At 30.8% G+C, this 23570-nt stretch carries 22 protein-coding genes; 4 read left to right on the top strand and 18 right to left on the bottom strand.

Translation table 11 applies throughout. The annotated features are described in order from the left end of the window. Window positions 1-4: 4 nt before the first annotated feature. The 3 genes from IEW41_RS13075 to gldB all read right to left on the bottom strand — a co-directional run bounded on the left by IEW41_RS13075 (window position 5) and on the right by gldB (window position 2817). Window positions 5-1408 (bottom strand): MORN repeat-containing protein, encoded by a 1404-nt coding sequence (locus tag IEW41_RS13075; RefSeq protein ID WP_188606824.1) that lies wholly within the window; start codon window positions 1406-1408, stop codon window positions 5-7. Window positions 1409-1522: 114 nt separating this feature from the next. Continuing rightward, complete coding sequence (gldC, locus tag IEW41_RS13070) at window positions 1523-1858, bottom strand: gliding motility protein GldC (RefSeq protein WP_188606823.1); 336 nt, start codon at window positions 1856-1858, stop codon at window positions 1523-1525. Then, entirely contained in the window at window positions 1858-2817 is a 960-nt protein-coding gene (gldB, locus tag IEW41_RS13065; RefSeq protein WP_188606822.1) for a gliding motility lipoprotein GldB, read from the bottom strand. The genes gldC and gldB overlap by 1 nt, the downstream gene beginning before the upstream one ends. A gap of 105 nt (window positions 2818-2922) precedes the next feature. Between gldB and nadE the strand changes: the two genes are divergently transcribed. Together nadE and IEW41_RS13055 are read left to right on the top strand one after the other, a co-directional pair. After that, a complete protein-coding gene (gene nadE / locus IEW41_RS13060; protein ID WP_188606821.1) occupies window positions 2923-3711 on the top strand; it encodes an NAD(+) synthase in 789 nt (262 codons plus the stop codon). A 135-nt stretch (window positions 3712-3846) separates the two neighbouring features. Then, complete coding sequence (locus IEW41_RS13055; RefSeq protein ID WP_188606820.1) at window positions 3847-4476, top strand: response regulator; 630 nt, start codon at window positions 3847-3849, stop codon at window positions 4474-4476. On the opposite strand, the gene dnaG is transcribed toward IEW41_RS13055, so the two are convergent. Then, window positions 4473-6440, bottom strand: coding sequence for a DNA primase (gene dnaG, locus IEW41_RS13050; protein WP_188606819.1), 1968 nt, complete (start codon window positions 6438-6440; stop codon window positions 4473-4475). The two genes, IEW41_RS13055 and dnaG, sit on opposite strands and share 4 nt — an antisense overlap. Window positions 6441-6587: 147 nt before the next feature. On the opposite strand from dnaG, the gene IEW41_RS13045 reads away from it, so the two are divergent. Beyond that, the gene (locus IEW41_RS13045) at window positions 6588-7097 is read left to right on the top strand and encodes a DUF4760 domain-containing protein (protein ID WP_188606818.1); all 510 of its coding nucleotides are present in this window, start codon (window positions 6588-6590) and stop codon (window positions 7095-7097) included. A gap of 50 nt (window positions 7098-7147) precedes the next feature. On the opposite strand, the gene IEW41_RS13040 is transcribed toward IEW41_RS13045, so the two are convergent. The 4 genes from IEW41_RS13040 to IEW41_RS13025 form a co-directional block, all read right to left on the bottom strand. Further along, the gene (locus tag IEW41_RS13040) at window positions 7148-8224 is read right to left on the bottom strand and encodes a hypothetical protein (protein WP_188606817.1); all 1077 of its coding nucleotides are present in this window, start codon (window positions 8222-8224) and stop codon (window positions 7148-7150) included. Between the two features lie 29 nt (window positions 8225-8253). Continuing rightward, window positions 8254-8979: a hypothetical protein gene (locus IEW41_RS13035; protein ID WP_188606816.1), complete on the bottom strand. Its 726-nt coding sequence runs from the start codon at window positions 8977-8979 to the stop codon at window positions 8254-8256. After that, complete coding sequence (locus IEW41_RS13030; protein WP_188606815.1) at window positions 8966-9529, bottom strand: RNA polymerase sigma factor; 564 nt, start codon at window positions 9527-9529, stop codon at window positions 8966-8968. Before IEW41_RS13030 ends, IEW41_RS13035 begins: the two co-directional genes overlap by 14 nt. A 72-nt stretch (window positions 9530-9601) precedes the next feature. Beyond that, window positions 9602-10579, bottom strand: a complete 978-nt coding sequence (locus IEW41_RS13025; RefSeq protein ID WP_188606814.1) for a polyprenyl synthetase family protein — start codon at window positions 10577-10579, stop codon at window positions 9602-9604. Between the two features lie 174 nt (window positions 10580-10753). Between IEW41_RS13025 and IEW41_RS13020 the strand changes: the two genes are divergently transcribed. Further along, the gene (locus IEW41_RS13020) at window positions 10754-11893 is read left to right on the top strand and encodes a T9SS-dependent choice-of-anchor J family protein (protein WP_188606813.1); all 1140 of its coding nucleotides are present in this window, start codon (window positions 10754-10756) and stop codon (window positions 11891-11893) included. A 50-nt stretch (window positions 11894-11943) separates the two neighbouring features. Here the strand turns inward: IEW41_RS13020 and rlmN are convergent, their stop codons facing one another. The 10 genes from rlmN to IEW41_RS12970 form a co-directional block, all read right to left on the bottom strand. Then, entirely contained in the window at window positions 11944-12984 is a 1041-nt protein-coding gene (gene rlmN, locus IEW41_RS13015) for a dual-specificity RNA methyltransferase RlmN (RefSeq protein WP_188606812.1), read from the bottom strand. 114 nt (window positions 12985-13098) lie between these two features. After that, a complete protein-coding gene (gene queA, locus IEW41_RS13010; RefSeq protein WP_188606811.1) occupies window positions 13099-14148 on the bottom strand; it encodes a tRNA preQ1(34) S-adenosylmethionine ribosyltransferase-isomerase QueA in 1050 nt (349 codons plus the stop codon). Window positions 14149-14222: 74 nt separating this feature from the next. Beyond that, a complete protein-coding gene (locus IEW41_RS13005) occupies window positions 14223-15446 on the bottom strand; it encodes a 3-phosphoshikimate 1-carboxyvinyltransferase (protein WP_188606810.1) in 1224 nt (407 codons plus the stop codon). 32 nt (window positions 15447-15478) lie between these two features. Then, the gene (locus IEW41_RS13000; RefSeq protein ID WP_188606809.1) at window positions 15479-15805 is read right to left on the bottom strand and encodes a nucleotide pyrophosphohydrolase; all 327 of its coding nucleotides are present in this window, start codon (window positions 15803-15805) and stop codon (window positions 15479-15481) included. Next, window positions 15795-16319, bottom strand: a complete 525-nt coding sequence (locus tag IEW41_RS12995) for a metal-dependent hydrolase (RefSeq protein WP_188606808.1) — start codon at window positions 16317-16319, stop codon at window positions 15795-15797. Before IEW41_RS12995 ends, IEW41_RS13000 begins: the two co-directional genes overlap by 11 nt. Window positions 16320-16324: 5 nt before the next feature. After that, on the bottom strand, window positions 16325-18337 hold the full coding sequence (locus IEW41_RS12990) for a DUF3858 domain-containing protein (RefSeq protein WP_188606807.1): 2013 nt from the start codon (window positions 18335-18337) through the stop codon (window positions 16325-16327). Between the two features lie 5 nt (window positions 18338-18342). Then, window positions 18343-20247, bottom strand: coding sequence for a DUF3858 domain-containing protein (locus tag IEW41_RS12985; protein ID WP_229660224.1), 1905 nt, complete (start codon window positions 20245-20247; stop codon window positions 18343-18345). A gap of 71 nt (window positions 20248-20318) precedes the next feature. Further along, entirely contained in the window at window positions 20319-20771 is a 453-nt protein-coding gene (gene dtd / locus IEW41_RS12980; RefSeq protein ID WP_188606806.1) for a D-aminoacyl-tRNA deacylase, read from the bottom strand. Between the two features lie 6 nt (window positions 20772-20777). Then, window positions 20778-21728: a ribosome small subunit-dependent GTPase A gene (gene rsgA, locus IEW41_RS12975; RefSeq protein ID WP_188606805.1), complete on the bottom strand. Its 951-nt coding sequence runs from the start codon at window positions 21726-21728 to the stop codon at window positions 20778-20780. An 86-nt stretch (window positions 21729-21814) separates the two neighbouring features. Then, window positions 21815-23476, bottom strand: coding sequence for a hypothetical protein (locus tag IEW41_RS12970; RefSeq protein WP_188606804.1), 1662 nt, complete (start codon window positions 23474-23476; stop codon window positions 21815-21817). Between the last annotated feature and the right edge of the window lie 94 nt (window positions 23477-23570).

Genomic DNA, 23570 nt, shown 5'->3' with positions numbered 1-23570 from the left:
TAAATTATTTATATGATTTAATTAATATTCCTTTAGACCAGATGCCTATTTTCTGATTTATATCTTTATCATGAAAGTATCCTTTTCCATCATATTTTCCGTTTTTCCATTCACCTCCATAATAACTATTGTCATTAAAAAAATAACGACCTGTACCATGAAACTGATTACTTTCATTAAACGTTCCTGTATATCTTTCGCCACTAGCAAAATTATAGGTTCCCATATATAATTTCCCATTTTTGAAAAAACCTGTATAGCTATCTCCATTACTCCACTCCATTCTTCCATATTTGTTTTGACAATCTCCTGCTGTACATCCAATATCTACTCCATTATCATAAAAATCATATGGCGTTATTAGTGTTCCATTTTCATAAACTCCTTGACTCCATGTTCCGCTTTTTACACTAATTCCAAATCCGTTAAGGTTGCCATTCTTGTAGTTACCAATAATATTATCTTCATTTTTAGCAATATAAACTCCATAACCGCTCATATTGTCGGTATCCCAATTGCCTATATATTTTCCTCCTTCTGCCCACATATATAATCCGTAATTATGTCTTTTTCCGTTCTCCCAAAAGCCATCATAATATGCGCCATCTGCAAATTCCCATTTACCCCAACCATTTAAACAATCTCCTTGAACACATCCAGATTTAGTATTTGTTTCATTTTCACTTATAGCTCTAATTTTAACTGGCTTCATAACAAATGCAGATGCAGAATAGTAGTTTTCTAAAGTATATTCTATTTTCCCATCAAAAGTAACTACAAGGTTATTACCATCTTTTTTTGGCGTGGCTAAACTATAATCTATTGTTTCACCTCGTTTAATAATCCCATAAGATTCAGTACTTACGTTTCTATACCAAAATGTATTTTCTGGTGCATATCCTAAATCGGTAATGTTTTTTGCTCCCCAATTAGAAAACCCTCTTATATCTTTTTCTAAATAAGTTTTATCAAGATCTGATATATAAATAACATAATCACCATTAACATTTGTTGCTTCACCTATATAATCTTCATCATTAATAAAGGTTATATATGATTTTGGGTTAGTGATATAAAAATCTTTACTTACATTTTTAGCAAGAACAACTCCTTTTCTATTTATATTACTGGAAGCCGAATAAAAGTCAGGCATTAATAATACTGATCTAGAAGACTTATGTAATACTGCTAAAGTATCAGTTTTTAAAGCGCCTATAAACATAAAATCATCCAACTTTCTACCTTCTTCGTTATAAATCTTATAGGTGTCATCAGAATTTTTCTCCCAAGTTATTGAAGAAATATTCTTAATTGGAGCAGAGTTAGTAGCAGAATTGACTGGTTGCTGTTGTGCAAATACGTTAGATAATGACAACATTAAACTAAACGAAAATATAAGTTTTTTCACTTGTAATACGTTTGAAGAATTATACAAAAATTAATTAATAGCTATATAAAACTACAAAAAAAAGTATATCAAAATATCTTATTTTCAGAATTTTAAAAAAATTATTCTGTCAATCTATTTTTTTAACTCTAGCTTTTCAGCAAAGTAATCGCAAAAATCTTTCATAGTAGCTGTCATCTTTTCATCTTGTGTTGCTCTATTAAAAGTATCACTCATGGCGACTAAAGTTTGATGAAAAAACTGCTTCATTTCATCAACAGGCATATCTTTTGTCCAAAGGTCTATACGCAAAGTTTCTTGAGCCTTACTATCCCAAACCGATAACATCATAGCTTTAGCTTCTTCTTTATTTACACCTCCATCTTTTGCTGTCCAGCTTAACTTTTCTGGAATTCTGTTTTCATCTAATTCAACTTGAAGCTCTATAGTTGATTTTAAAGTTTTTGACATTATTTACTTGGTTTAAAATTTGAATTATTAAATATTTCTTCAGCATCTTTTTGCATCATATCCATTAAAGACACTTTATTGTTTTTCATATAAGCCCTCACAATTTGCCAACCTATATATTGACCTAATCTCCCTGGAGATTCGCTATCTAACTCTAAATAAAATTTTGAAAATGGTGCTAAAGCTATAAACCTATTTGGCAAACTATTATCTGTACTAAAAAGCATTTCTTTTTCAATAAAGTAACGCCAAATATAGCTTTCATTTTCAGCAGCCCAATCTAATTGTTGTTGAGTATAACCTATTTTATCTGCATCTGTTTTAAAAGGAATCATTACATCTTTAAAGTATAACTGCTTACCGAAATAAATCATCTCGTCTAACAATGTTTTTCTACTTTTTTGATGTATATACTGTTCTGAATAATTTGTTGCCAAATCACAAACTAATTGAGATCGGTTTAGATTTTGGCTTATATATTTTGGAATGCCTTCGTAAAATTCATGATTAGAACCTAAATAAGTATCTAAAGCTAACAATACAATAGTATCTGTTACAATGGTTTTGTATCTGTAATCTACATCTGAAGTTACTGTTATAATTCTAGGCTCTCTGAAAGACTTATCATAATACTTTAAATGCTGAAATAACGAACGGACTTCTAAATGTATATCATCAAAATCGTTAAACGCTTTTCTAACTTCAGCAGATAATTGATTTTGCAAAGTGTCATTCATTCTATTAATCCAAATAGAATCATTTTCATATTTTGAAAACATAAAAGGGAATGCTGCCTTTAAATTAGATAAATCGCTTGGTTTAGCATCATCAAAAGCTAAATCAAAACGCTCTACATTAACATCAATATCAATTTTTGCTATCTCTTTTTCTAATTGACTATCGTTATTACATGATAGTAAGCTAACCAATAAACCGCAAACGAGAATTAATTTTTTCATATATAAATTTACATAAACTTAAACGTGATTATTTTTTATTAATTACGTGATTCGTTTATTTTTGTTGTGCAAAGATACTATTCTTTAGCATAAAATGACAGATATATGAATACTGAAAAAGTTGTTGAACACATAGTAAACTGGTTAAAAAATTACGCAACAAATGCAAGAGTAAATGGTTTTGTTATTGGAATTTCTGGAGGAATTGATTCTGCAGTAACATCAACATTATGTGCTAAAACAGGCTTAAAAGTATTATGTATTGAAATGCCTATACACCAAGCTGCAAGTCATGTAAGCAGAGCTAAAGAACATATTGAGCAACTAAAAAAAAGGTTTCCTAATGTTGAGGATATTCGTGTAGATTTAACTCCTGTTTTTGAAGAGTTTAAAACTGAAGTTTCTCTCGATGGCAAGCAAGCAACTGTAGATATGGCTTTGGCGAACACTAGAGCAAGATTACGTATGACAACTTTATATTATCATGCAGGACTACAAGGCTTATTGGTTGCAGGAACAGGTAATAAAGTTGAAGATTTTGGGGTTGGTTTTTATACAAAATATGGCGATGGTGGTGTAGATTTAAGCCCTATTGCGGATTTAATGAAATCTGAAGTTTATAAAATTGGAGAGTTTTTAAAAGTTCCAGATTCAATAATGAAAGCAGCACCAAGTGATGGACTATTTGGAGATGCACGTAGTGATGAAGACCAAATTGGCGCCTCATATCCTGAATTGGAATGGGCTATGCATATGAAAGACAGTGGTAAAACTGTTGATGATTTTAATGGAAGACAACGTGAAGTATTTGAAATATTCATGAGATACAACACTAATAATCAGCATAAAATGATACCAATTCCAATTTGCGAAATTCCTAAAAACTTCAAGTAATTATTATCATTTTAACTGTAATAATGTTAAAGATGTTGATTTTTTCACTATTTTTGCATTGCAAATCTCCACAAATTTAGATTTAATCTTTTAAGTTCTGACACTAAAAAGAATTCTATTTAACAATATAATATCATGATTAAAGTATTAGTAGTGGATTTTCATCCTATTGTAAGAACTGGACTTAAACTGCTTTTTGCTTCTGACTCAGAAATTAAAGTAGTTGGCGATGTTGGTAGTGGTATTGAGATTTTTGAGTTTGTAAGACGACATCCTGTTGATGTTATTATTTCAGAAATTGACTTACCAGAACTAAATGGTATAACTGCACTTAGAGCCATTAAAAAAGAGCACCAAGATTTAAAAGTTATTATGTTTAGCCATCAACCTGAAGAGATTTATGCTATAAGCACAATTAAAGCTGGCGCATCTGGCTACTTGCACAAAACTGTTTCAACAGATACTATTAGAGAAGCTATAATAAAAGTAAAATCTGGAGGTATTTATTTAAGTGAAGCCATGTCTAAGAACTTAACTTTTACAGATACTAAAAATAAAACCACAAAACTTTATAAGCGTTTATCGACCAGAGAAGTTGAAGTTTTAAAACTATTATCTTCTGGTAAGAAAAATAAAGAAATTGCTCAAGAGTTAGACATTAACGAAAAAACTGTTAGCACATACAAAGCAAGATTATACAATAAGCTTAATGTTACTAACTTAGTCGATCTTATTCATCAGGCAAAACACAAAGATTTAACTTAAATTTTTCCTCCTACTACTTTACCTAGCTTTTTAGAGAGTAGCATTTTTAATTTTACGTAGTCGTTTACATCTTCTAAAATAGACCTTAGATTAGCATCTTCTCTTAAGGTGTCGTTTTGATATTCTGCAACTTTTTGGTCAATTAAAAAACAACGTAAACTTAAAATCGTTTGACTTACCAATTGCGCAATAGTTTCCTTTTTTTCTTTTGGTATTATATGATTTCGTTGCCAGTCATGAAGCCTGTAACGTTCATCTTCCATTAAAATAGTAGTAACTTCATTAGCCATATCTTGACCCAGTCTGTTAATAAAATCTTTTAACTGAAAATCTTCAGCTTGATGCAATGTATCTATAATTGTATAGTAAAGCGACTTAAATTTTTCGTCAGAAAATTGCATTTCATCCTCTTGTAAATCGAGATATACTTTTTCAAATACTTTGGCTTTATGTACAACAGGCTCTAATTGCAAATCGCCAGTTTCAGATTCTTTCAAAACCAAATCCTCAAAATCTTCAGTTTCATTACCATATAGCAATAAAATTTCAATAATTTTTCGTTCTAAAACATATTGCAAATCTACTTTTACTTTGGGCTGCTCGTGCTTAATAACATTAAAGGCCTTTTGTTCTTCCTTGTATTCTTTATTAGCATCACTTCGCTCTTTTTTATTGATTTGCGCTAAAGTACTAAACAAAACATCTTCACTAATATCCATTATTCGAGAGCATTCCTGAATGTAAATTTCGCGTTTAATAGGATCGGGAATTTTAGAGATACTATTTACAATCTCCCTAATGGTTTCTGCCTTTTTTATAGGATCGTTATTGGCTTCTTCAACCAACAATGCGGCTTTAAATTGTATAAAATCTTTAGAATTATCTTCAAGGTATGATGAAAGCTCTTCAAGTGTGTTTTGCTTTGCAAAACTATCTGGATCTTCACCATTTGGAAACATGACAACTTTTACGTTTAGGCCTTGTTCTAAAATTAAATCGATACCTCTTATTGATGCTCTAATACCTGCAGCATCACCATCAAAAAGTACAGTAATATTTTTGGTTAGTCTATTTATAAGTCGAATTTGCTCAGGTGTTAATGCTGTACCTGAAGATGCTACAACATTTTTAATTCCTGTTTGATGAAACTGAATAACATCAGTATAACCTTCAACTAAAAAACAGTTATCTTCTTTTGCTATACTTTGTTTGGCATGAAACAAGCCATATAACACTTTACTTTTATGATAGACTTCACTTTCAGGTGAATTTACATATTTTGCGGCTTTTTTATCTGCTGCTAAAATACGTCCTCCAAAACCTAGAATACGTCCACTCATACTATGTATAGGAAACATGACGCGACCTTTAAAACGATCAAAGCGTTTATCTTCCTTTACAATAGTAAGTCCTGTTTTTTCTAAAAATTCTAGCTGATAACCTTTTCCTAAAGCCTCGTCTGTAAATGCTTGCCACTCATCTAAAGAGTATCCAAGATTATATGTTTTTATCGTATCGTTGGTAAAACCACGCTCTTTAAAATAGCTTAATCCAATTGCCTTACCTTGGTCTGTTTTATGCAGTATGTTTTGAAAATATGTGTTTGCAAACTCATTAACTAAATACAAACTTTCGCGCTCATTAGCTTCTTCTTTTTGTTCGTTAGTTTGCTCAGTTTCTTCAATTTCAATATTGTACTTTTTGGCTAAATATTTAATAGCTTCAGGATAGGTAAAATGCTCATGCTCCATCAAAAAAGTTACTGCATTACCACCTTTACCACTACTAAAATCTTTCCAAATTTGCTTAACTGGAGACACCATAAAACTTGGAGAGCGCTCGTCACTAAAAGGGCTTAATCCTTTAAAATTGCTTCCGGATTTTTTAAGATTAACAAAATCGCCAATAACCTCTTCTACACGAGCGGTTTCGAATACTTGTTCTATGGTAGATTTTGATATCAAAATGTTACTGAAGTTATACTAAAAATAAGTTTTTGTAAAAATACTATAAAAGAATTTAAAAGCAACGTGCTAAATTTTTATACAATAATTCTGAAAAAACTACTATTTTAGTGTAATGCACTGATGTTCAATATTATTATCTTAGCTATGATTGAGTTTAACGATAAATATTTACCTCTTCTTAATTTTATTATTTCATTAACTGGCTTGGTATCTTTGGTCTTGTTAATTATTCAATACAAAAAGGACAACGCATGGAAGCGTTTACAATCTACCTATAATTTTATAGGTATAGGTGAAGAACTAGAACTACAAGAACGTTTGTATTCTGTTTACCACAAGCTAAATATTTATCCTTTTCCTGAAGTTTGTAAACCATTTACAAAAAAAGAAGTAAAGCTCATAAGAAATGATTTAGAAGCTACACTAGTTACAAATATGTTTTTAAATCATTTACAGAATTTATGTACTGCTTATGAGTTTGAACTTGTTGATGAAAAAGTGTTTTATAGCATACACTCTAACAGAATTTGTTGGTGGTACACTATTTTAGAACCATATATAGCGCAACGCAAAATAGATTATAAGAATCCTAAAATTTGGTTTGAGTTTGAGCAAATATCAAATAAATGCATGGCTTCAAATAAATTTAAATAAAAAGCCTTTTCGAATACGAAAAGGCTTTCTTACAACTAACTCAATTACGTTTAATCTAAATCGAATCTTATACCTAAAGAGACATTATTTTGGTCAACAACTTGATCTTTAAAAACTGTAGATATATCATATTTAGCATACAAACTCATAGTATCAAAACCTACGTAAGCGCTTAAGCCATACACAAAATCTGAAGTGTTATAATTTCGACGTATTTTTTCTTTAACTCTATCTCCATCTTCTTTGTATCGTAATTTTTGCTGCGTTCCAATATTAAAACCTGCATAACCACCAATACCAAACTTAAATTGATTATGTGTTGAATATCTGAAGTAGTTCTTCTTATCTATTTTTTTTGATGGCCCAAACTCAAAATGAACAGGAAAAACAAGATTTGTAACTCTAAATTCTGATTCGTTTAAGTTTCCTGGAAACACTTCTAATGATGTTACATCTCCATTTTGAACAAAATACTTGTCATCTTTTGGCGATAGCTTATTCCATTGAAAAGAAAACCCATATTTTAAGCGTAAAGCATTAGAGTTTTGAAAAACTCTAGTTTTCCAAGCTAATCCCAACTCAACAAAACCAGAACCTAAAGTTTCATATGAATCTCCTATTGACTCACCATCTGCTATTGTATTATTTACACCTATTGCAAATACTAAATCTGAAGTTGTACGCAAATCGTATTTTGGAGGACTGTTTTTTCGTTTAATGTTAACAAAAGTATGTTCGTCTTTTTCACCTCCGAAAGTGATTTTAAAGCCATTGTTTTCATTGTCATCATAGTTTTGATAGTCAGAGTCGTTACGCTTCATAAGTGCAATTTTATTATCAATAATTGCAATACGATTTTCAATATTTAAAGCCCTTTTTTGAGCAGCTTCTTTTTTTAATTGTTCTGCATTCTCAGCTGTAATTTCTCCTCTATCTAAGCGTTGATTAATCGCTTCTACCTCAGCTTTTAAAAACTCTCTTTCTTCGTTTTTAATTGCTTCTTTTAACTGCTCAAGGTTTTCAATCTTGGTGGTATTGTTCGTTTTTTGAATTGTATCTTGTGCACTTGCATTGCCAATAATAAAGCATACGCTTATTAGCACTACTATTTTTGTAATGGTTTTCATAATGTTCGTCTTTTGATTAATAATTAAATTTAGTTGTTACGCTCGGCAACTGCAGTTTTTACCGTATTGTAACTAGATTTTAAAGCATTAAATACTTTATCTCTAAAAGATTGCTGCAAGTCTGATTCAACGTCTTGTAACAGCGCGTTAGCATCAACCGTTTTAGTAGTTTCGTTATATATGTTTTGTAATGTGATTTCTTTTTGAGCTTGATCTAAAAGTGCATCAATATCTTTATCAGTTACTGATTCTCCTTTGTCTTTTAACCCTTGTATTTGGGCAACTACTTGCTGTACTTTTAAATCTTCAAACGACGTTTTATTTACAATGACCTCTTTAGGTAAAACTGTTTTTTCTTCTTTTTGTTTTGTTAGTAGTGCAACTTCAGTTTTTTCAGACTTAGGTGTTTTTATATTTAACTCTTTTACACTCTCCTTTTCAACATTATTAGTTAACACATCTTTTTTCTGCAGTACATTTTCGCTTTCTACCTTCTTAATTGTCTCTTTATTTGTGTTAACAATTACAGGAGTTTCTATTGTTGTATTATTGTTATTTACAAATAATTGAGAAGCAATAAACATAATAGCTACTATACTTGCGGCAACGCCTAACCATAAATAATATGGCGATTTTTTCTTATTGTTTTTAGCATCTAACCGACTAGCTAAAGTTTGCCAAGCATCAGCAGAAGGTTGTATTGTGCGTTTTTCAAGCTTGTCTTTTATGTTTTCTTCAAATTTAATTGGTGCCATAGCTTGTATTATTTAATTCATTAATTTTTTGTTGTAACAATTGTCTTGCTTTAAACAATTGTGATTTTGAAGTTCCTTCAGAAATTTTTAACATGTCTGCTATCTCATTATGTTTATAGCCTTCAATTGCATACATTACAAATACTATTTTGTAGCCTTCTGGTAAATCATCAATAAGCTGTTGTATTTCGTTAACTTCAATTTCAGTTTTAATATTATTAGAATAATCTTGAGGTACGTTTACATCCTCTATTGAGAATTCGATATTTTTTTGTTGTCTTAAAAATGATATTGCCTCTCTTACCATTATTCTACGTATCCAACCTTCAAAACTCCCTTCGTTTTTAAAATTATTAAGATTTGTAAAAGCTTTAAAAAAACCATTCATCATTACTTCTTCAGCCTTATATATATCCTTTACATAGTATCTGCATACACTTAACATTTTTGGCGCATGTACTTCGAACAATAGATGTTGAGCTTCGCGATTATTTTTCGCTGCTTTTTTTATTAGCTCAATATTATTGTTATGTAATTGAATGACTTTCAAAAGCGGTTTATTAGGTCTTCTATTTATAAAGACGCAAAAGTTATGCAAAAGGTTGCCTGATGATAAAAAAAATTATTTTTTTCGGTCAATAACGTAATTAACCATTAGCAATAAAGAAGATTTAAAAGTAGATTCTGGGTAGTTATTTAAGATTAGCAAAGCCTTATTTTTGAATTCTAACATTTTAGTTACAGCATAATCCAAACCACCTTTAGTTTTTACAAATACAATAACTTCTTTGACGCGTTGTTTATCTTTATTATGGTTTTTAATGGAATTAATTAGCCATTTTTTTTCAGTTTTAGAACAATTATTCAAAACATGAATTAGAGGCAAAGTCATTTTTTGCTCCTTAATATCTATTCCTGTTGGTTTCCCAATAGCTTCGTCACCATAATCAAATAAATCGTCTTTAATTTGAAAAGCCATACCTATAAGTTCTCCAAACTTGCGCATAGTTTCTACATCAGGAGAATTTGGTTTTACTGACGCTGCTCCTAAACTACAGCAAGCTGCTATTAAAGTTGCTGTTTTTTGACGAATAATCTCATAATAAACATCTTCAGTAATATCTAGCTGTCGTGCTTTTTCTATTTGAAGTAACTCGCCTTCACTCATTTCACGAACAGCAACAGAAATAATTTTTAGTAAATCGAAATCGTTATTATCAATTGATAGTAACAATCCTTTAGACAATAAATAATCTCCTATTAGTACAGCAATTTTGTTTTTCCAAAGCGCGTTAATTGAGAAAAAACCTCGACGTCTATTACTATCATCAACAACATCATCATGTACTAGTGTTGCGGTGTGTATAAGCTCAATAACTGAAGCGCCTCTATAAGTACGCTCACTAACTTCACCATTGTTAATCATTTTAGCCACCAAAAAAACAAACATTGGTCGCATTTGTTTTCCTTTTCGGTTAACTATGTAATGAGTAATTCTGTTTAATAAAGCAACTTTACTAGACATAGAAAGTAGAAACTTTTGCTCAAAAAGCTCCATCTCATAACCAATAGGTTGTTTTATTTGTTCAACAATTTTCAAAAGATATTTTTACTAAATTATAATGTAACAAACGTAATAAAAATGTGTATGAAAAGCTATTTTAAAAAAAGTATGCGTTTTATCGATTAAAATATCTGTTTAGTCGTTAAATTGTTTGTGTTTTTCATTATTTGTTAACTTGTTCGTTTAATTAATCCTTTAAATATCAAGCTTATGAAAAAAATTACTTTATTATTTTCCTTATTTATAGCTTTTACATATAATAGCTATGCTCAATTCCCAGAAACATTTGATGGGACTACAATTCCAGCTGGATGGGCTACTTACATTGGCGCTAATGGTGAAGGAACTGTTGAAAACTGGGAGAATTCTGGCGGCTATATGAGCGTGGCATATGAAGCTGTTTCTACATTAGCACAAGACTGGCTAGTTACTCCTTCAATTGCAATTACAACAACTAATTCCTTGTTAATTTTTGATCAAACTGATGCATTTGCTACTGATTACGGATCGTCATATACAGTAAGAGTTTCAACAGGAGCATCTCAGACTACAATTGGAGATTTTTCTATTGTAGATACTCAAGGTGAATTATCAGTTACTGGAGCTGCTCCTTTAGAGTTCTCTCCATATAGTGTAGATTTATCTGCTTACGAAGGGATGACTGTGTATATTGCTTTTGTATTAGAGCAAAATGATGGTGATTATTGGTTTATTGATAATGTTAATTTAGTTAATCAATATGCAACAGCTCCTGATCCAGTTGTTAATCCTAATCCTGCAAATGGTGCCACTAATGTAGATTTAGCACAAGACACAGATTATAATGGAGATACTGTAATTGATGCTGCTGATGCCGCATATACATTTACTTGGGATGACGCCTCAACTGGTGATGCTCCAACTGGGTATACTTTTAATTTAGACACTGTTAATCCTCCTGTAGCCACTTCGTTTAATGTTAGCTCTAATTCTGGATTTACAATATATGGCTTAAGCTATTCTGAAACTTATTATTGGCAAATAGTAGCAAATAATGCTGGTGGAGATGCTGTAAATTCTACTGTTTGGAGTTTTACAACTGAAGCAGATCCTGCTTTATCTGTTGATGATGAATCGTTAAATTTATTTTCTGTTTATCCTAACCCGATTAAAGACAATGTTAAGATTAATACTTCTTTAACTATCGATTCTGTAGAAATACATAACCAGCTTGGGCAAAGAGTGATGGATATTAAAGGAAATACTCTGTTAGATAACACGATAGATGTATCGTCTCTTAATACTGGTGTTTACTTCTTATCTATTAGTGCTGAAGGAAAATCTCAATCTATAAAAATCATTAAAGAATAAATTTTAATTTAATTCTATAAAAAAAGAGCTACAATATGTAGCTCTTTTTTTTAACTTTTATTTGCCAGTTGGCCACAAGCAGCGTCAATATCTTTCCCTCTTGAACGCCTTACAGTTACTGTTATATTATTAGCTTCTAACATAGAAATATACATATCTAAAGCCTGAGTGTTTGCTTGCTGAAACTCTCCATCGTCTATTGGATTATACTCTATTAAATTAACCTTGCTTGGTGCGAATTTGCAAAACTTAATGAGTGCATCTACATCTTTTTTAGTATCATTAATACCATCCCAAACTACGTATTCGTAGGTAATTATATTCTTAGTTTTATTATACCAATATTCTAAAGCATCTCTTAAATCGGCTAACGGAAATGTTGCATTAAATGGCATAATTGAAGTACGCACCTCATCAATAGCTGAGTGTAAAGAAACAGCAAGCTTAAATTTAACTTCATCATCTGCCATTTTTTTAATCATTTTTGGAACACCTGATGTAGAGACTGTAATCCTTTTTGGTGACATACCTAAACCTTCTGGTGAGGTAATTTTATCGATAGCTTTTATAACATTATTATAATTCATTAGTGGTTCACCCATTCCCATAAACACAATATTACTTAAGGGTCTATCAAAATAAAGTCTACTTTCCTTATCTATAGCTACTACTTGATCGAAAATCTCATCTGGATTTAAATTTCGCATTCGTTTTAGTCTAGCAGTAGCGCAAAATCTACAATCTAAACTACAGCCTACCTGACTAGACACACATGCTGTGGTACGTTTTGCTGTAGGAATTAAAACCGATTCTACAATTAACCCATCGTGTAATCTTACAGCATTTTTTACTGTACCATCATTACTACGTTGCATCTGGTCGACTTTAATATGGTTAATAACAAAGTTATCTTCGAGCATTTGACGTGTTTCTTTAGATACATTTGTCATATCCTCAAAAGTATGAGCACCTTTACTCCATAACCATTCATAAACCTGATTACCACGAAATGCTTGATCACCTTGTTTAACAAAAAACTCTCGCAATTGATCTTTAGTTAATGCTCGTATGTCTTTTTTTGTAGTTTCCATATAATACATGCAAAAATAGTGTCTTTTTAATTGAAGCCACTAATTCGCAAACTTTTTTTTAGATCATAAAAAAAGCCTTGATTAACAAGGCTTTTATATTTTAATAGACTATGATTATATAATTAACATTGCATCTCCGTAAGTATAGAAGCGATATTTTTCTTTTACAGCTTCCTCGTATGCTTTTTTAATAAAATCGTGACCTGCAAAAGCAGAAACCATCATTAACAATGTTGATTTTGGTGTATGAAAGTTTGTAACCATACAGTTGGCAATACTAAAATCGTAAGGAGGAAAAATAAATTTATTTGTCCAGCCAGAAAACTCATTTAACGTTCCATTTGAAGACACAGAACTCTCAATAGCTCTCATAGATGTTGTACCAACAGCACAAATACGTTTTTTGTTTTTCTTTGCGTGATTTACTTTATCAGCGGTTTCTTGAGTTATAAAAGCCTCTTCACTGTCCATTTTGTGTTTAGACAAATCTTCAACCTCAACTGGGTTAAAAGTTCCTAAACCAACATGTAATGTCACTTCAGCAAAATCAATCCCTTTTATCTCTAAGCGCTTTAATAAATGCTTAGAAAAATGTAAACCTGCTGTTGGAGCAGCTACAGCTCCTTCATTTTTAGCATATATAGTTTGATAACGTTCTTCGTCTTCAGGTTCAACTTCTCTTTTTATATATTTTGGTAATGGTGTTTCACCAAGCTCAGTTAATTTTTTACGAAATTCTTTATATGATCCATCATATAAGAAACGTAAAGTACGACCTCTAGAGGTTGTATTATCAATTACTTCGGCTACTAATGTATCATCATCACCAAAATACAATTTATTACCTATTCGTATTTTACGAGCTGGATCTACTAATACATCCCAAAGGCGTTGCTCTTCATTAAGCTCTCTCAATAAGAATACTTCAATTCTTGCTCCTGTTTTTTCTTTATTACCATATAAACGCGCTGGAAACACTTTGGTATTATTAAGAATCATTACATCACCTTCATCAAAATAATCAATAAGGTCTTTAAACATTTTGTGTTCAATAGTTTGCTTTTTACGATCTAACACCATTAAACGTGATTCATCTCTGTTTTCTGAAGGATGTTCTGCTAGTAACTCTTCTGGTAGTTTAAAATTAAAGTGTGATAATTTCATCTGCTAATATTTATTTTTGGAAAGGTGCAAATATACAATCTCAAAGTAGGCGTTGTCAAGTAAATGACTGTTTATTATTTTGATATTTTAAATCCTATAGATTTTAGATCATCCCAAAATGTTGGATATGATTTAGAAACTACCATAGAATCTGCTATTTGAAGGCTTGTTTTTAGTGCTAATGGAGCAAATGACATGGCCATTCTGTGGTCATTATATGTTGCTATTTCACAATCATTTTTTAAAAATATTGACTCTTCTAGGCCTAAAGAATCATTAGTTACAGATATTTTTCCTCCTAATTTTTCTATCTCATTTTTAAGCGCTAATAGTCTATCTGTTTCTTTGATTTTTAATGTGTGTAATCCTGTTAAGTGACATTTTATTCCTAAACCTAAACAAGTAACAGCTATTGTTTGAGCTATATCTGGTGAGTTGTTTAAATCTAACTTTATAGCATTTGTATTTTTACTATTCTTTTTTAAAGTTATTGTATTATTTAAAAATGTAGTCTCAACTCCAAACTGTTTGTATATGTTAGCTAAGGCAGAATCTCCTTGGAGGCTACTTTCTTTATAAGCTGAAAGTGTAATCTCTGTTCCTATTTCGCTTAGAGCTACTATGCTGTAATAATACGAAGCAGAAGACCAATCAGACTCTACAACTAATGATTTAGCTTTTAATTCTTTATTTAATGGTTTTACTTTAATAAAATTATCGTCAAAAACTGTTTCAACACCAATTTGATTGAGTAAATCTAATGTCATGTTAATATAAGGCACTGAAGTAATTTCTCCTTCCAGAGTTAGCTCTAATCCATTTTCTAGCTTTGGAGCTATTAGTAATAGTGCTGAAATATATTGACTACTAACATTAGCTTTAAGTGTTACTTTATTTTTAGTTAATACGTTTCCTTTAATTTTTAAAGGTGGACAACCTGTAGTTTCTAAATAAGTAATATCTGCTCCTAGTAAGTTTAAAGCCTCAACTAAAACCTGAATTGGCCTTTCTTTCATACGTGACGAACCTGTTAAGGTTACTTCTCGACCATTTTGAGTAGCAAAAAAAGCAGTAAGAAAACGCATTGCTGTACCTGCATGATGAACATCAATAACATTTGTTGATGTTTGCAAGGCTTGTTGCATAACATTACTGTCATCAGAATTAGAAAGGTTTTTAATTTTTATATCTGAATACAATGCTTGTAATAACAACAATCTGTTAGATTCGCTCTTTGAGCCAGTAATTTGAATTTCGGACTTGCTATTGACGCTAGATTTTTGAAGAGTTAATTTCATTAAAAATGAATATTGTTAACGTAGCTGTAATGCTACTTTAACTTGTTATTATTATGATGTCTGTCGTGGTCTCGCTTTGCTTTTTTATCCATTTTTTTGTCAAAAGCAGATTGCAAATCAATTCCTGTTTGGTTAGCCAAACACAAAACAACAAACATAACGTCTGCTAATTCTTCACCTAAATCTTTGTCTTTATCGCTCTCTTTTTCGCTTTGCTCTCCATAACGACGAGCTATAATACGAGCAACTTCACCAACCTCCTCGGTTAGTTGAGCCATATTAGTGAGTTCATTAAAGTATCTTACTCCATGTTCATTAATCCAATCGTCAACTTCTTTTTGAGCATTTTTAATGTTCATAATTTTCTTTTTTTAGAAAGTACAAAGTTATCAAAATTATAACGCAAGGAATAGCTATATACTTTAATTCGCTCATGATTACTTGCATTCCTCTTTCAGAAAAGAATTTCTTTATTCCTAAAGGCGAAACTCTAATAACTTGCCATGGGAAAAAATAGCGAGAACTATCAAAAGGGATGAAAAACCCAATTCCTTTGCCACCAGTAGTCATTGCATCTAGTATGCCATGAGATAATGTAGATAAAAACAATACTATGAAGTAAACTCGCTTTTGAAGTTTACCAAAAATATAGGTTAATACACTAGCCCAAAGTATTGCAAATACAACAGAATGAGTAAACCCTCGATGACCAAGAGGATGCAAATAAGGTATTCCAAATTTAAATGCTATTACATCTAAATCTGGAATAATTGCAGATGCAATTGCTAAAAAAAGTAGAGTTTTACCTGAATTGTACTTTACAATTTTTGAAATTGTAAAAGCTGCCAAACCATGTCCAAATACTGAAGCCAATTATTTTATATCTTTTTGAGCACTACTTTTTCAGTTTGTTTTTCAATCATTAATTGATAGAACTTTTTGTATTGCTCATAATCTGATGGTAAAACTAATGTTTTATTCAAATCTAATGAAATAGTAAATTGAAGCATATTTCCATTCTGTCTTGCCAAATAAGTGAATTCCCCATCTGAAATATTAAACTGATATTTTACACTTTCTGGCATAGTTTCTATAGCATATCCATCAGGTAACATAATATTTATCATGTACTTATCTGCAATTGGGTACACATAATCTATTGGATAATTTCTAACATTCTCCTTAAAAGGGTTCTCATCTGGTGCTAAAAACAGCATTGGTGTTAAATATAATTTACCTCCAATATCTTCCATAGCATTATTAAAAACATAATCATAAGATTGAGTTACAGGCTGAGAAACATCATTCATGTTTTCTATTTCGAAATTAGATATTTCTAATTCTCCCTTACCCTTTTCAAGACTCTCAATCATTTCATCAGTATTATAATTCTCAAATCTATCTCTAACTCTAAATGCCTGGTAATTGGTAAATTGGTTTCTAACTTTTCCATTCGCTGATAAATCGGAATTTAGCTTAATATTTAATGATACCGATTCTCTAGAAGATATTTTAGGGATAAGCTCAATCCAGTCTGAACTCCCATCTTGTCTTATAAGGCGACCTAACCAGTTTAATGCTTTTGTTGGTAAAATATCCGCTGTAGAGAATTTTTGGGTTGCATCTAATAGAATTGCACTATCACTCGTTTCTAATGCACAAATAACATAATTAAAACCAGTTCGTGTTGGAATTAATGGAATTCCATTGCTTTTAGTACTAACTAAAACTGGGTTTGCATTTAAACCTGCATATCGCAACATTGATGTTAGCATTAAATTTATATCAGCAACGTTACCAACCCCTTCTTTGTAGGCTTTACTTACTCCAGCATCAGTTGTGTAACCATGGTATTCATTCCATTTTACTTTAGATTTTACATAGTTAAATATAATAGCAGCTTTTTGCTGAGGGTCTGTAATACCTGTTAATATTGCATCTACATCACTATTGTAGTAACCTTTTTTATTCAATTGGTCACCAAATTCTGGGTAGTCATATATTGTTTTAGTTACTTTTTCCCAACTTGTAGATAAGTATTCAATTGACTCTCCTGGATATTGTATTCTTTCAAGCTCAACAATTAATTTTGCTTGATAATTACTTAGATTATCAACATAACTTTCGGTTTTTAATGGAGGAATATTTGATAGATTAGCCTCAACTACATTATCTATATAGTCTCTTGTTGATGTATAGTTTTGTGTACTACTTACTCTATTAGTCGTAGTACGCTCTTTGTTTGAAAATGTAATAGTTCTATTTTCTTTTGAATTATTTAAAACAGGAATATACGATGCCCTTGGATTTAAAAACGTTTTATAAACATAATACTCTGGTGTTTTTAACTTAATCTCAAGTTTTCTTATTGGGATTAGCTCTTGAAACTCAATATCATCAATTCCACTTAATTGTGACTCAATAGTGTACTCAAATTCAATAACACAACCTTCTTTTATATTAGGCATGGTGAATTTGCTTGTTTTCCAATTTTTATTGGTTTCCTCTTCAAAAATTCCATCTTTTTTTAACTTATCTTCAATAATCTTACCTCCATCAAGATTATATGTAACAGCTTTAAGTCCGTTTAGGCTCTCACCATACGAACTTGAACCGTCATAAAGTCTTACTAGTCTTGTTGCATAATCAAATCCTTCTTTATTATAAATTTTAATACGTTCTTGAATTTCATTCTTTTGAATAAATCCTTTGCCTTGTATATACTCAAAACTAATTTGCTGTTTTTTATATAAAACAGTTGCATTTGCTTCAGGATAATCTGGATTAGTCTTTTCAAGAAGTTCTTCTTCGCTAACTTTACCAAATTTATAGTTTTGACTAATTGCAATTTGTGCAATACATAAGAAGGTAATAAAAACTAGTTTTTTCATATTGATTAGGATTTTGATTTAAGCACTATTTTAGATTTGTCATGTTTAACAACTTCCAAATTAAAAGCTCGGTAATTTTCATACTCTTCTTTTGGATAGTTGCCTTTATGGATTATAAATTTTCGTTTATATATTAATTTATTACCATCTGTTTTAGTTAAAGATGCTTCATACTCTCCAAATTTATTTTTTATTGATATAGGCTCCATAAGCGCCTCGACCTCAAGAGAACTTGGTATATTTATCTCATAACTATCTATATCAGTAAATCCTCTATCTATCTCAAAAGGGAGTTTTCTGTTGGAATACCTGTTGGGTGCATTTTCTAATCTATTAAAAAGATTAGGTTGTAGTAATAATCTATCACCTGTTTTAGCAGCATATCGTTCTGCTGCAACATTAAAAGTCTCGGTAAACTCTATTTTATCTTTATCATTATTGTAAGTCACAGAACTAATATCTAATGCATTTATATAACTCCAATATTTTTTAAAATATAATTTTTGATCTTTTTCTGTTTGGTTTTGAATTCCTTCATGTTGTCCGTATTGTGTTCCATAGGACTTTGTGATAATATCAGCCTTGATATTCCCTTGCTCGTCTAAAACTATTACTGCATTAGATGTTAATAAATTCTCTTCGGTAGAATATACTTTAGTGTGTACAATTTTACCTCCTTCTGGTGTTATAATTAGAGCATCTCTATCATCAGTAAAATTCGCATTGTAACCAAAAGGTGATGTCTGACTTGTACACTCCAACCATAAATAATCAGATTCATTTGGCACGCAAAGAATAACATGATTACCTTGTACAGAAGAGAACGAATCATCAATATGCCTTACATCTCTTCCTCCATAAATAACAGTGTAAAAATTTTCGACACCTATCTCGTCCAACATTGCCTTAGTATAATTTGTTAACCCTTTGCAATCGCCATAGCCTAACCTATCTACATCGCTAGCTAACATTGGTTTCCAGCCACCAATTCCAACTTGTACACTAATATACCTGGTTTTATTTTGCATGTACTCGTAAACAATTTTTGCCTTCTCCAGATTGGTTTTAGCATTTGCTGTTAGTGATCTAATTTCATCTCTAACCTGTTGTGGTAAAATTTGTGTATCTCGAATCAATTTATCATTCATCCATTTTCCAAAATCAGCCCAATTATTATTAACCCCTTTTACGCCCTCCATATCAAATTCTGTTAATGAAGCTTTTAAATCTGGAGCGAAGGAATTGAATGGTGGACTGTATGACTCTGGTTTAATAGCCAATAAATTTTTAGCAGAATAATGAAAATCACTATACTTTTCAATTTGATACTCATCAAAATTTGAGGTTTTAATTTTAATCTCAATTCCTGAATTATTAATTATCTTGTAGTTAACATTCTGAGAACTTGTATAAAATCCTTCAATTGGCCTCCATCCAGGTAAAAAAGCAGTAGAAGTGTATTCAACTTCAGTTTCAAATAAAACTGTGTATGGGTAATCTGTTGGAGTATAGTTTAAATATTTTACACGACTGTCCGAATATAATGTTCCTCCATCTACTGCACTTACATCTTCAAAATCTCCTTTTTTAATTTTTTTTATTTCATCACCTCTTGAATTGTAAATTTTAACTTCAAGTTTTTTAATATTAGTGTTTTTATCATAACCCATATATGCACCATGCTTAGAATCACCTGATGAATTTAAAATGGTTACTATTCTTTTATTAGTATAGACCATTTTATTGTAGGCTTTTACATCAATATGTGTATCCTCAAGCCTGATTATAGCATTTGCATTTTCTTTTAAATCTGAAGGAATTGTATATGATTGAAATAATTTTTCATCTTGAGCCATAACTGGCAATGAAACAATTACAAACCACAAGAGTAGGAGAAACCTTGTTCGCATTTTAGAGAGTTTAGGAAATTAAAAATAGGATTATTTAAATAAGAAAAAAAAAAAATGAGAAAAATATTACATTATTCTCTATTTTTTGTGTCAATGATAATTGTTACTGGACCATCGTTTAACAACTCTACTTTCATATCTGCACCAAATTGACCTGTTTGCACTATTTTATTAAGGTCTTTTTCTAGTTGATTTACAAAAGATTTGTAAAGCGGAATAGCAACTTCAGGCTTAGCTGCTTTTATATAACTTGGTCTGTTTCCTTTTTTAGTGCTTGCATGAAGGGTAAATTGACTAACTACTATTGCGTTACCGTTTACATCAATAATTGAACGATTCATCACATCATTTTCATCTCCAAAAACACGAAGGTTTACTATTTTATTTGAAAGCCAAATAATATCTTCCTGAGTATCTTCATCAACAATACCTAGTAAAATAAGTAGCCCATTGTCAATTGAAGCTACAATTTCTCCTTCAATAGTAACACTAGCTTTAGCAACTCTTTGGATAACAGCCTTCATAATAATTTACTCTTTCATCCATTCTTCAGTTCGGTAATGCTCATCATCTCCTTCAAGAATTTGTAAATAACTTCTATATCTTGAAAATGCAACTTCATTTTTTTCTAAAGCTTCTTTTACTGCACATTTTGGTTCTTCAACATGCAAACAGTTATTAAATTTACAGTCTTGCTTTAAAGCAAAAAACTCTGGAAAATAATCACCAACTTCTTCTTTATCCATATCAACTACTCCAAAACCTTTAATTCCTGGTGTATCAATAATTTTAGCTCCAAAATTTAAATCGAACATTTCAGCAAACGTAGTTGTATGCTGACCTTGCATATGCTGCGTTGAAATTTCTTTAGTTTTTAAATCTAAATCAGGTTCAATAACATTAACTAATGTTGATTTACCTACACCTGAATGACCTGCGAACATGCTTACTTTATCTTTCATTAAAGCTTTTACTTTATCTACATTTTTACCTGTTGCTGCTGAAACACCAATACACTCGTAACCAATTTTTCTATATACAGAAGCTAAATATTTAACTTCTAAAAGTGTCTCGTCGTCATAAGCATCTACTTTATTAAATAGTAAAATAGTTTTTATACCATAAGCTTGTGTTGTTACTAAAAAGCGATCTATAAAACTAGTTAAGGTTGGTGGATTATTGATAGTTATAAGCAAAAATACTTGATCTATATTAGATGCTATTATATGTGTTTGCTTTGAGAGGTTTACCGATTTTCTTACAATATAGTTTACTCGATCATGTATAGTATGAATAACTCCTGTAGTAACATTGTCAAGTGTCTCAATATCAAAATCGACCACATCACCAACAGCAATTGGATTGGTGCTTTTAATACCCTTTATTCTGAATTTACCTTTTATTCGGCATTCATAAACTACACCAAGATCATTTTTTACGGTGTACCAGCTTCCTGTTGATTTATATACTATTCCTGTCATTCGACACAAAGATGTGAATTATTAGACTGTAATACAACAAAAAAGACTGCCAAAAGGCAGCCTTTAAAAATGTATAGTTATATTTTCTAATCAATTATCATTCTCCCTAATTTATCTTCAGATCTTCTTGAAGAGTAAATAATATACTCACTAGGCGTTTTTCTTAAAAAAACTCCTGGTCTTAATATTAACTGATCTTTAATTAATTCTTCTGGATCAATCCTATTGATATCTCCATTTTCCATATTAAAAACAAAAGCAGTAGGTATAGCCTTATTGTAATTACCTAACGATTTAATTTCTTCAATATCTGTAACACCCATATTCTTCTCATTGTCATTAAAAACAACTGTTAGCTGTCCCTTTTCATAAATTGGCATAGCACCTAAATACTCTGGTCCTTTGCCTAAGACAGCCAAAGGAACAAAGACACCTACACCTACAGTTAACTGCGAATCTCCTGCAAAGCCGTAAACTCCAATTGACATTGTTGTAAAACTTGCTTTTTGCTCTTTTGCTATAACATTAGACCATTTTACTGAACCATCAGCATTTAATGACATTACTATAATTTCGTTAGTAATAAAAGTAATTGGTGTAAAGCTTATTCCTACTCCTGCGAAGCCAATTCCTTGTGAGTTACCTATAATTGCTTGTCTGTATTCGGCAAGAAAAATTAATCCTCCATCTTCCTTTTCAACCAAACTATGTGTTGAGTAATATGGTTTTACATCTTTCCCTTTTTTTGCTCTACGTTCTCCTATTAACTTAACTTTTGTTTCGTAATCAAATTCATTGAATTTTAAATTTGTTACTGCTTTTGTCTGTATATCTACTGTTCCAGAATATACTCCTTTTAATTCTTTATTTGCCTTCCCGTTTTCTCTTACACTAGAATAAAAACCAACTAAGTTTAAAGTCTTATTTTGTGTAATAAGCATTTCACAATTAATAACTTCTTTATCTATAAAGTCTATATTTATAACTTCTTTTGCGTACTTATTAGAACGCTTAAACATATGAACTTCAAATTTTTCGTTATTCTTTTTTTCTTTTCTATCTCTGTAGCTTTCATTAATGACTAGAAAAATATCATCATCATAACTGACATCAAAATCTGAAATTGTAAATTCTAAATCTTTTCTATCAGTAAATGGTACTTTTTCTAAATGCTCTGTTACAATACCTAAATTCTCATCAATAAGTTTAATTTCGTATTGTATTACTTCTTCTTTATCAAAAAGCGCAGCGTGCATTATTAACAGCCTGTCTCCTGCTGGAGATTCTTTAAAATAAAAAGCTCCTTTTTCTCTATTTTTAGTTACCTCAGTAGAGAATAGTTTCTTTTTGTTTGTGGTAAGTTTTCCGTCTTCAGCAACCTCAACTGCTAAAAGGTTTGATATTTTATTTTTCTTATCGTATACACTTCCTAGAATATAAATTCTATTATTAATAACAGATATTTCTTCAAAATCTGGTTCATCATCGTTAAACTCAGGCATTTCAATTTCGTTTGTTGAAATTAAAGCCATATCGCTAGAGTTAAATACTTTTATAAAGTACTTTTTCCCTTTGGTTGCTAAAGTGTAAATTTTGTTATTGGTTTCGCCAGCAATCCTGACAATTTTTTCGCTATCTGCCTCAATCTCTTTCCCATGAGTAATTGTAATAGGACCGAGTTTTCCTTGCGCAAATAGTGTTGATGACATTGTAGTTATCATCAACATAAGCGTGATTTTTTTAATCATAAGTAGTAAAAGTTCTTGTTGTTGATCTAGAAGGTTTTTCCTTCAAGAGTTTCAAAAATAAACCTTTTATATTACTATGCAACTTGTTAATATT

The sequence above is a fragment of the Aquaticitalea lipolytica genome (assembly GCF_014641635.1).
Lineage (GTDB): Bacteria > Bacteroidota > Bacteroidia > Flavobacteriales > Flavobacteriaceae > Aquaticitalea > Aquaticitalea lipolytica.
Note: the sequence above shows the minus strand (reverse complement) of the source record. Positions and strands in the feature narration are given on the sequence as shown.

Coding starts and splice junctions, on each gene's coding strand:
- gldC (WP_188606823.1), bottom strand. CDS start 1,858: ATGTCAAAAACTTTAAAATCAACTATAGAGCTTCAAGTTGAATTAGAT.
- gldB (WP_188606822.1), bottom strand. CDS start 2,817: ATGAAAAAATTAATTCTCGTTTGCGGTTTATTGGTTAGCTTACTATCA.
- nadE (WP_188606821.1), top strand. CDS start 2,923: ATGAATACTGAAAAAGTTGTTGAACACATAGTAAACTGGTTAAAAAAT.
- IEW41_RS13055 (WP_188606820.1), top strand. CDS start 3,847: ATGATTAAAGTATTAGTAGTGGATTTTCATCCTATTGTAAGAACTGGA.
- IEW41_RS13045 (WP_188606818.1), top strand. CDS start 6,588: ATGATTGAGTTTAACGATAAATATTTACCTCTTCTTAATTTTATTATT.
- IEW41_RS13040 (WP_188606817.1), bottom strand. CDS start 8,224: ATGAAAACCATTACAAAAATAGTAGTGCTAATAAGCGTATGCTTTATT.
- IEW41_RS13035 (WP_188606816.1), bottom strand. CDS start 8,979: ATGGCACCAATTAAATTTGAAGAAAACATAAAAGACAAGCTTGAAAAA.
- IEW41_RS13020 (WP_188606813.1), top strand. CDS start 10,754: ATGAAAAAAATTACTTTATTATTTTCCTTATTTATAGCTTTTACATAT.
- rlmN (WP_188606812.1), bottom strand. CDS start 12,984: ATGGAAACTACAAAAAAAGACATACGAGCATTAACTAAAGATCAATTG.
- queA (WP_188606811.1), bottom strand. CDS start 14,148: ATGAAATTATCACACTTTAATTTTAAACTACCAGAAGAGTTACTAGCA.
- IEW41_RS13005 (WP_188606810.1), bottom strand. CDS start 15,446: ATGAAATTAACTCTTCAAAAATCTAGCGTCAATAGCAAGTCCGAAATT.
- IEW41_RS13000 (WP_188606809.1), bottom strand. CDS start 15,805: ATGAACATTAAAAATGCTCAAAAAGAAGTTGACGATTGGATTAATGAA.
- IEW41_RS12990 (WP_188606807.1), bottom strand. CDS start 18,337: ATGAAAAAACTAGTTTTTATTACCTTCTTATGTATTGCACAAATTGCA.
- IEW41_RS12985 (WP_229660224.1), bottom strand. CDS start 20,247: ATGCGAACAAGGTTTCTCCTACTCTTGTGGTTTGTAATTGTTTCATTG.
- dtd (WP_188606806.1), bottom strand. CDS start 20,771: ATGAAGGCTGTTATCCAAAGAGTTGCTAAAGCTAGTGTTACTATTGAA.
- rsgA (WP_188606805.1), bottom strand. CDS start 21,728: ATGACAGGAATAGTATATAAATCAACAGGAAGCTGGTACACCGTAAAA.
- IEW41_RS12970 (WP_188606804.1), bottom strand. CDS start 23,476: ATGATTAAAAAAATCACGCTTATGTTGATGATAACTACAATGTCATCA.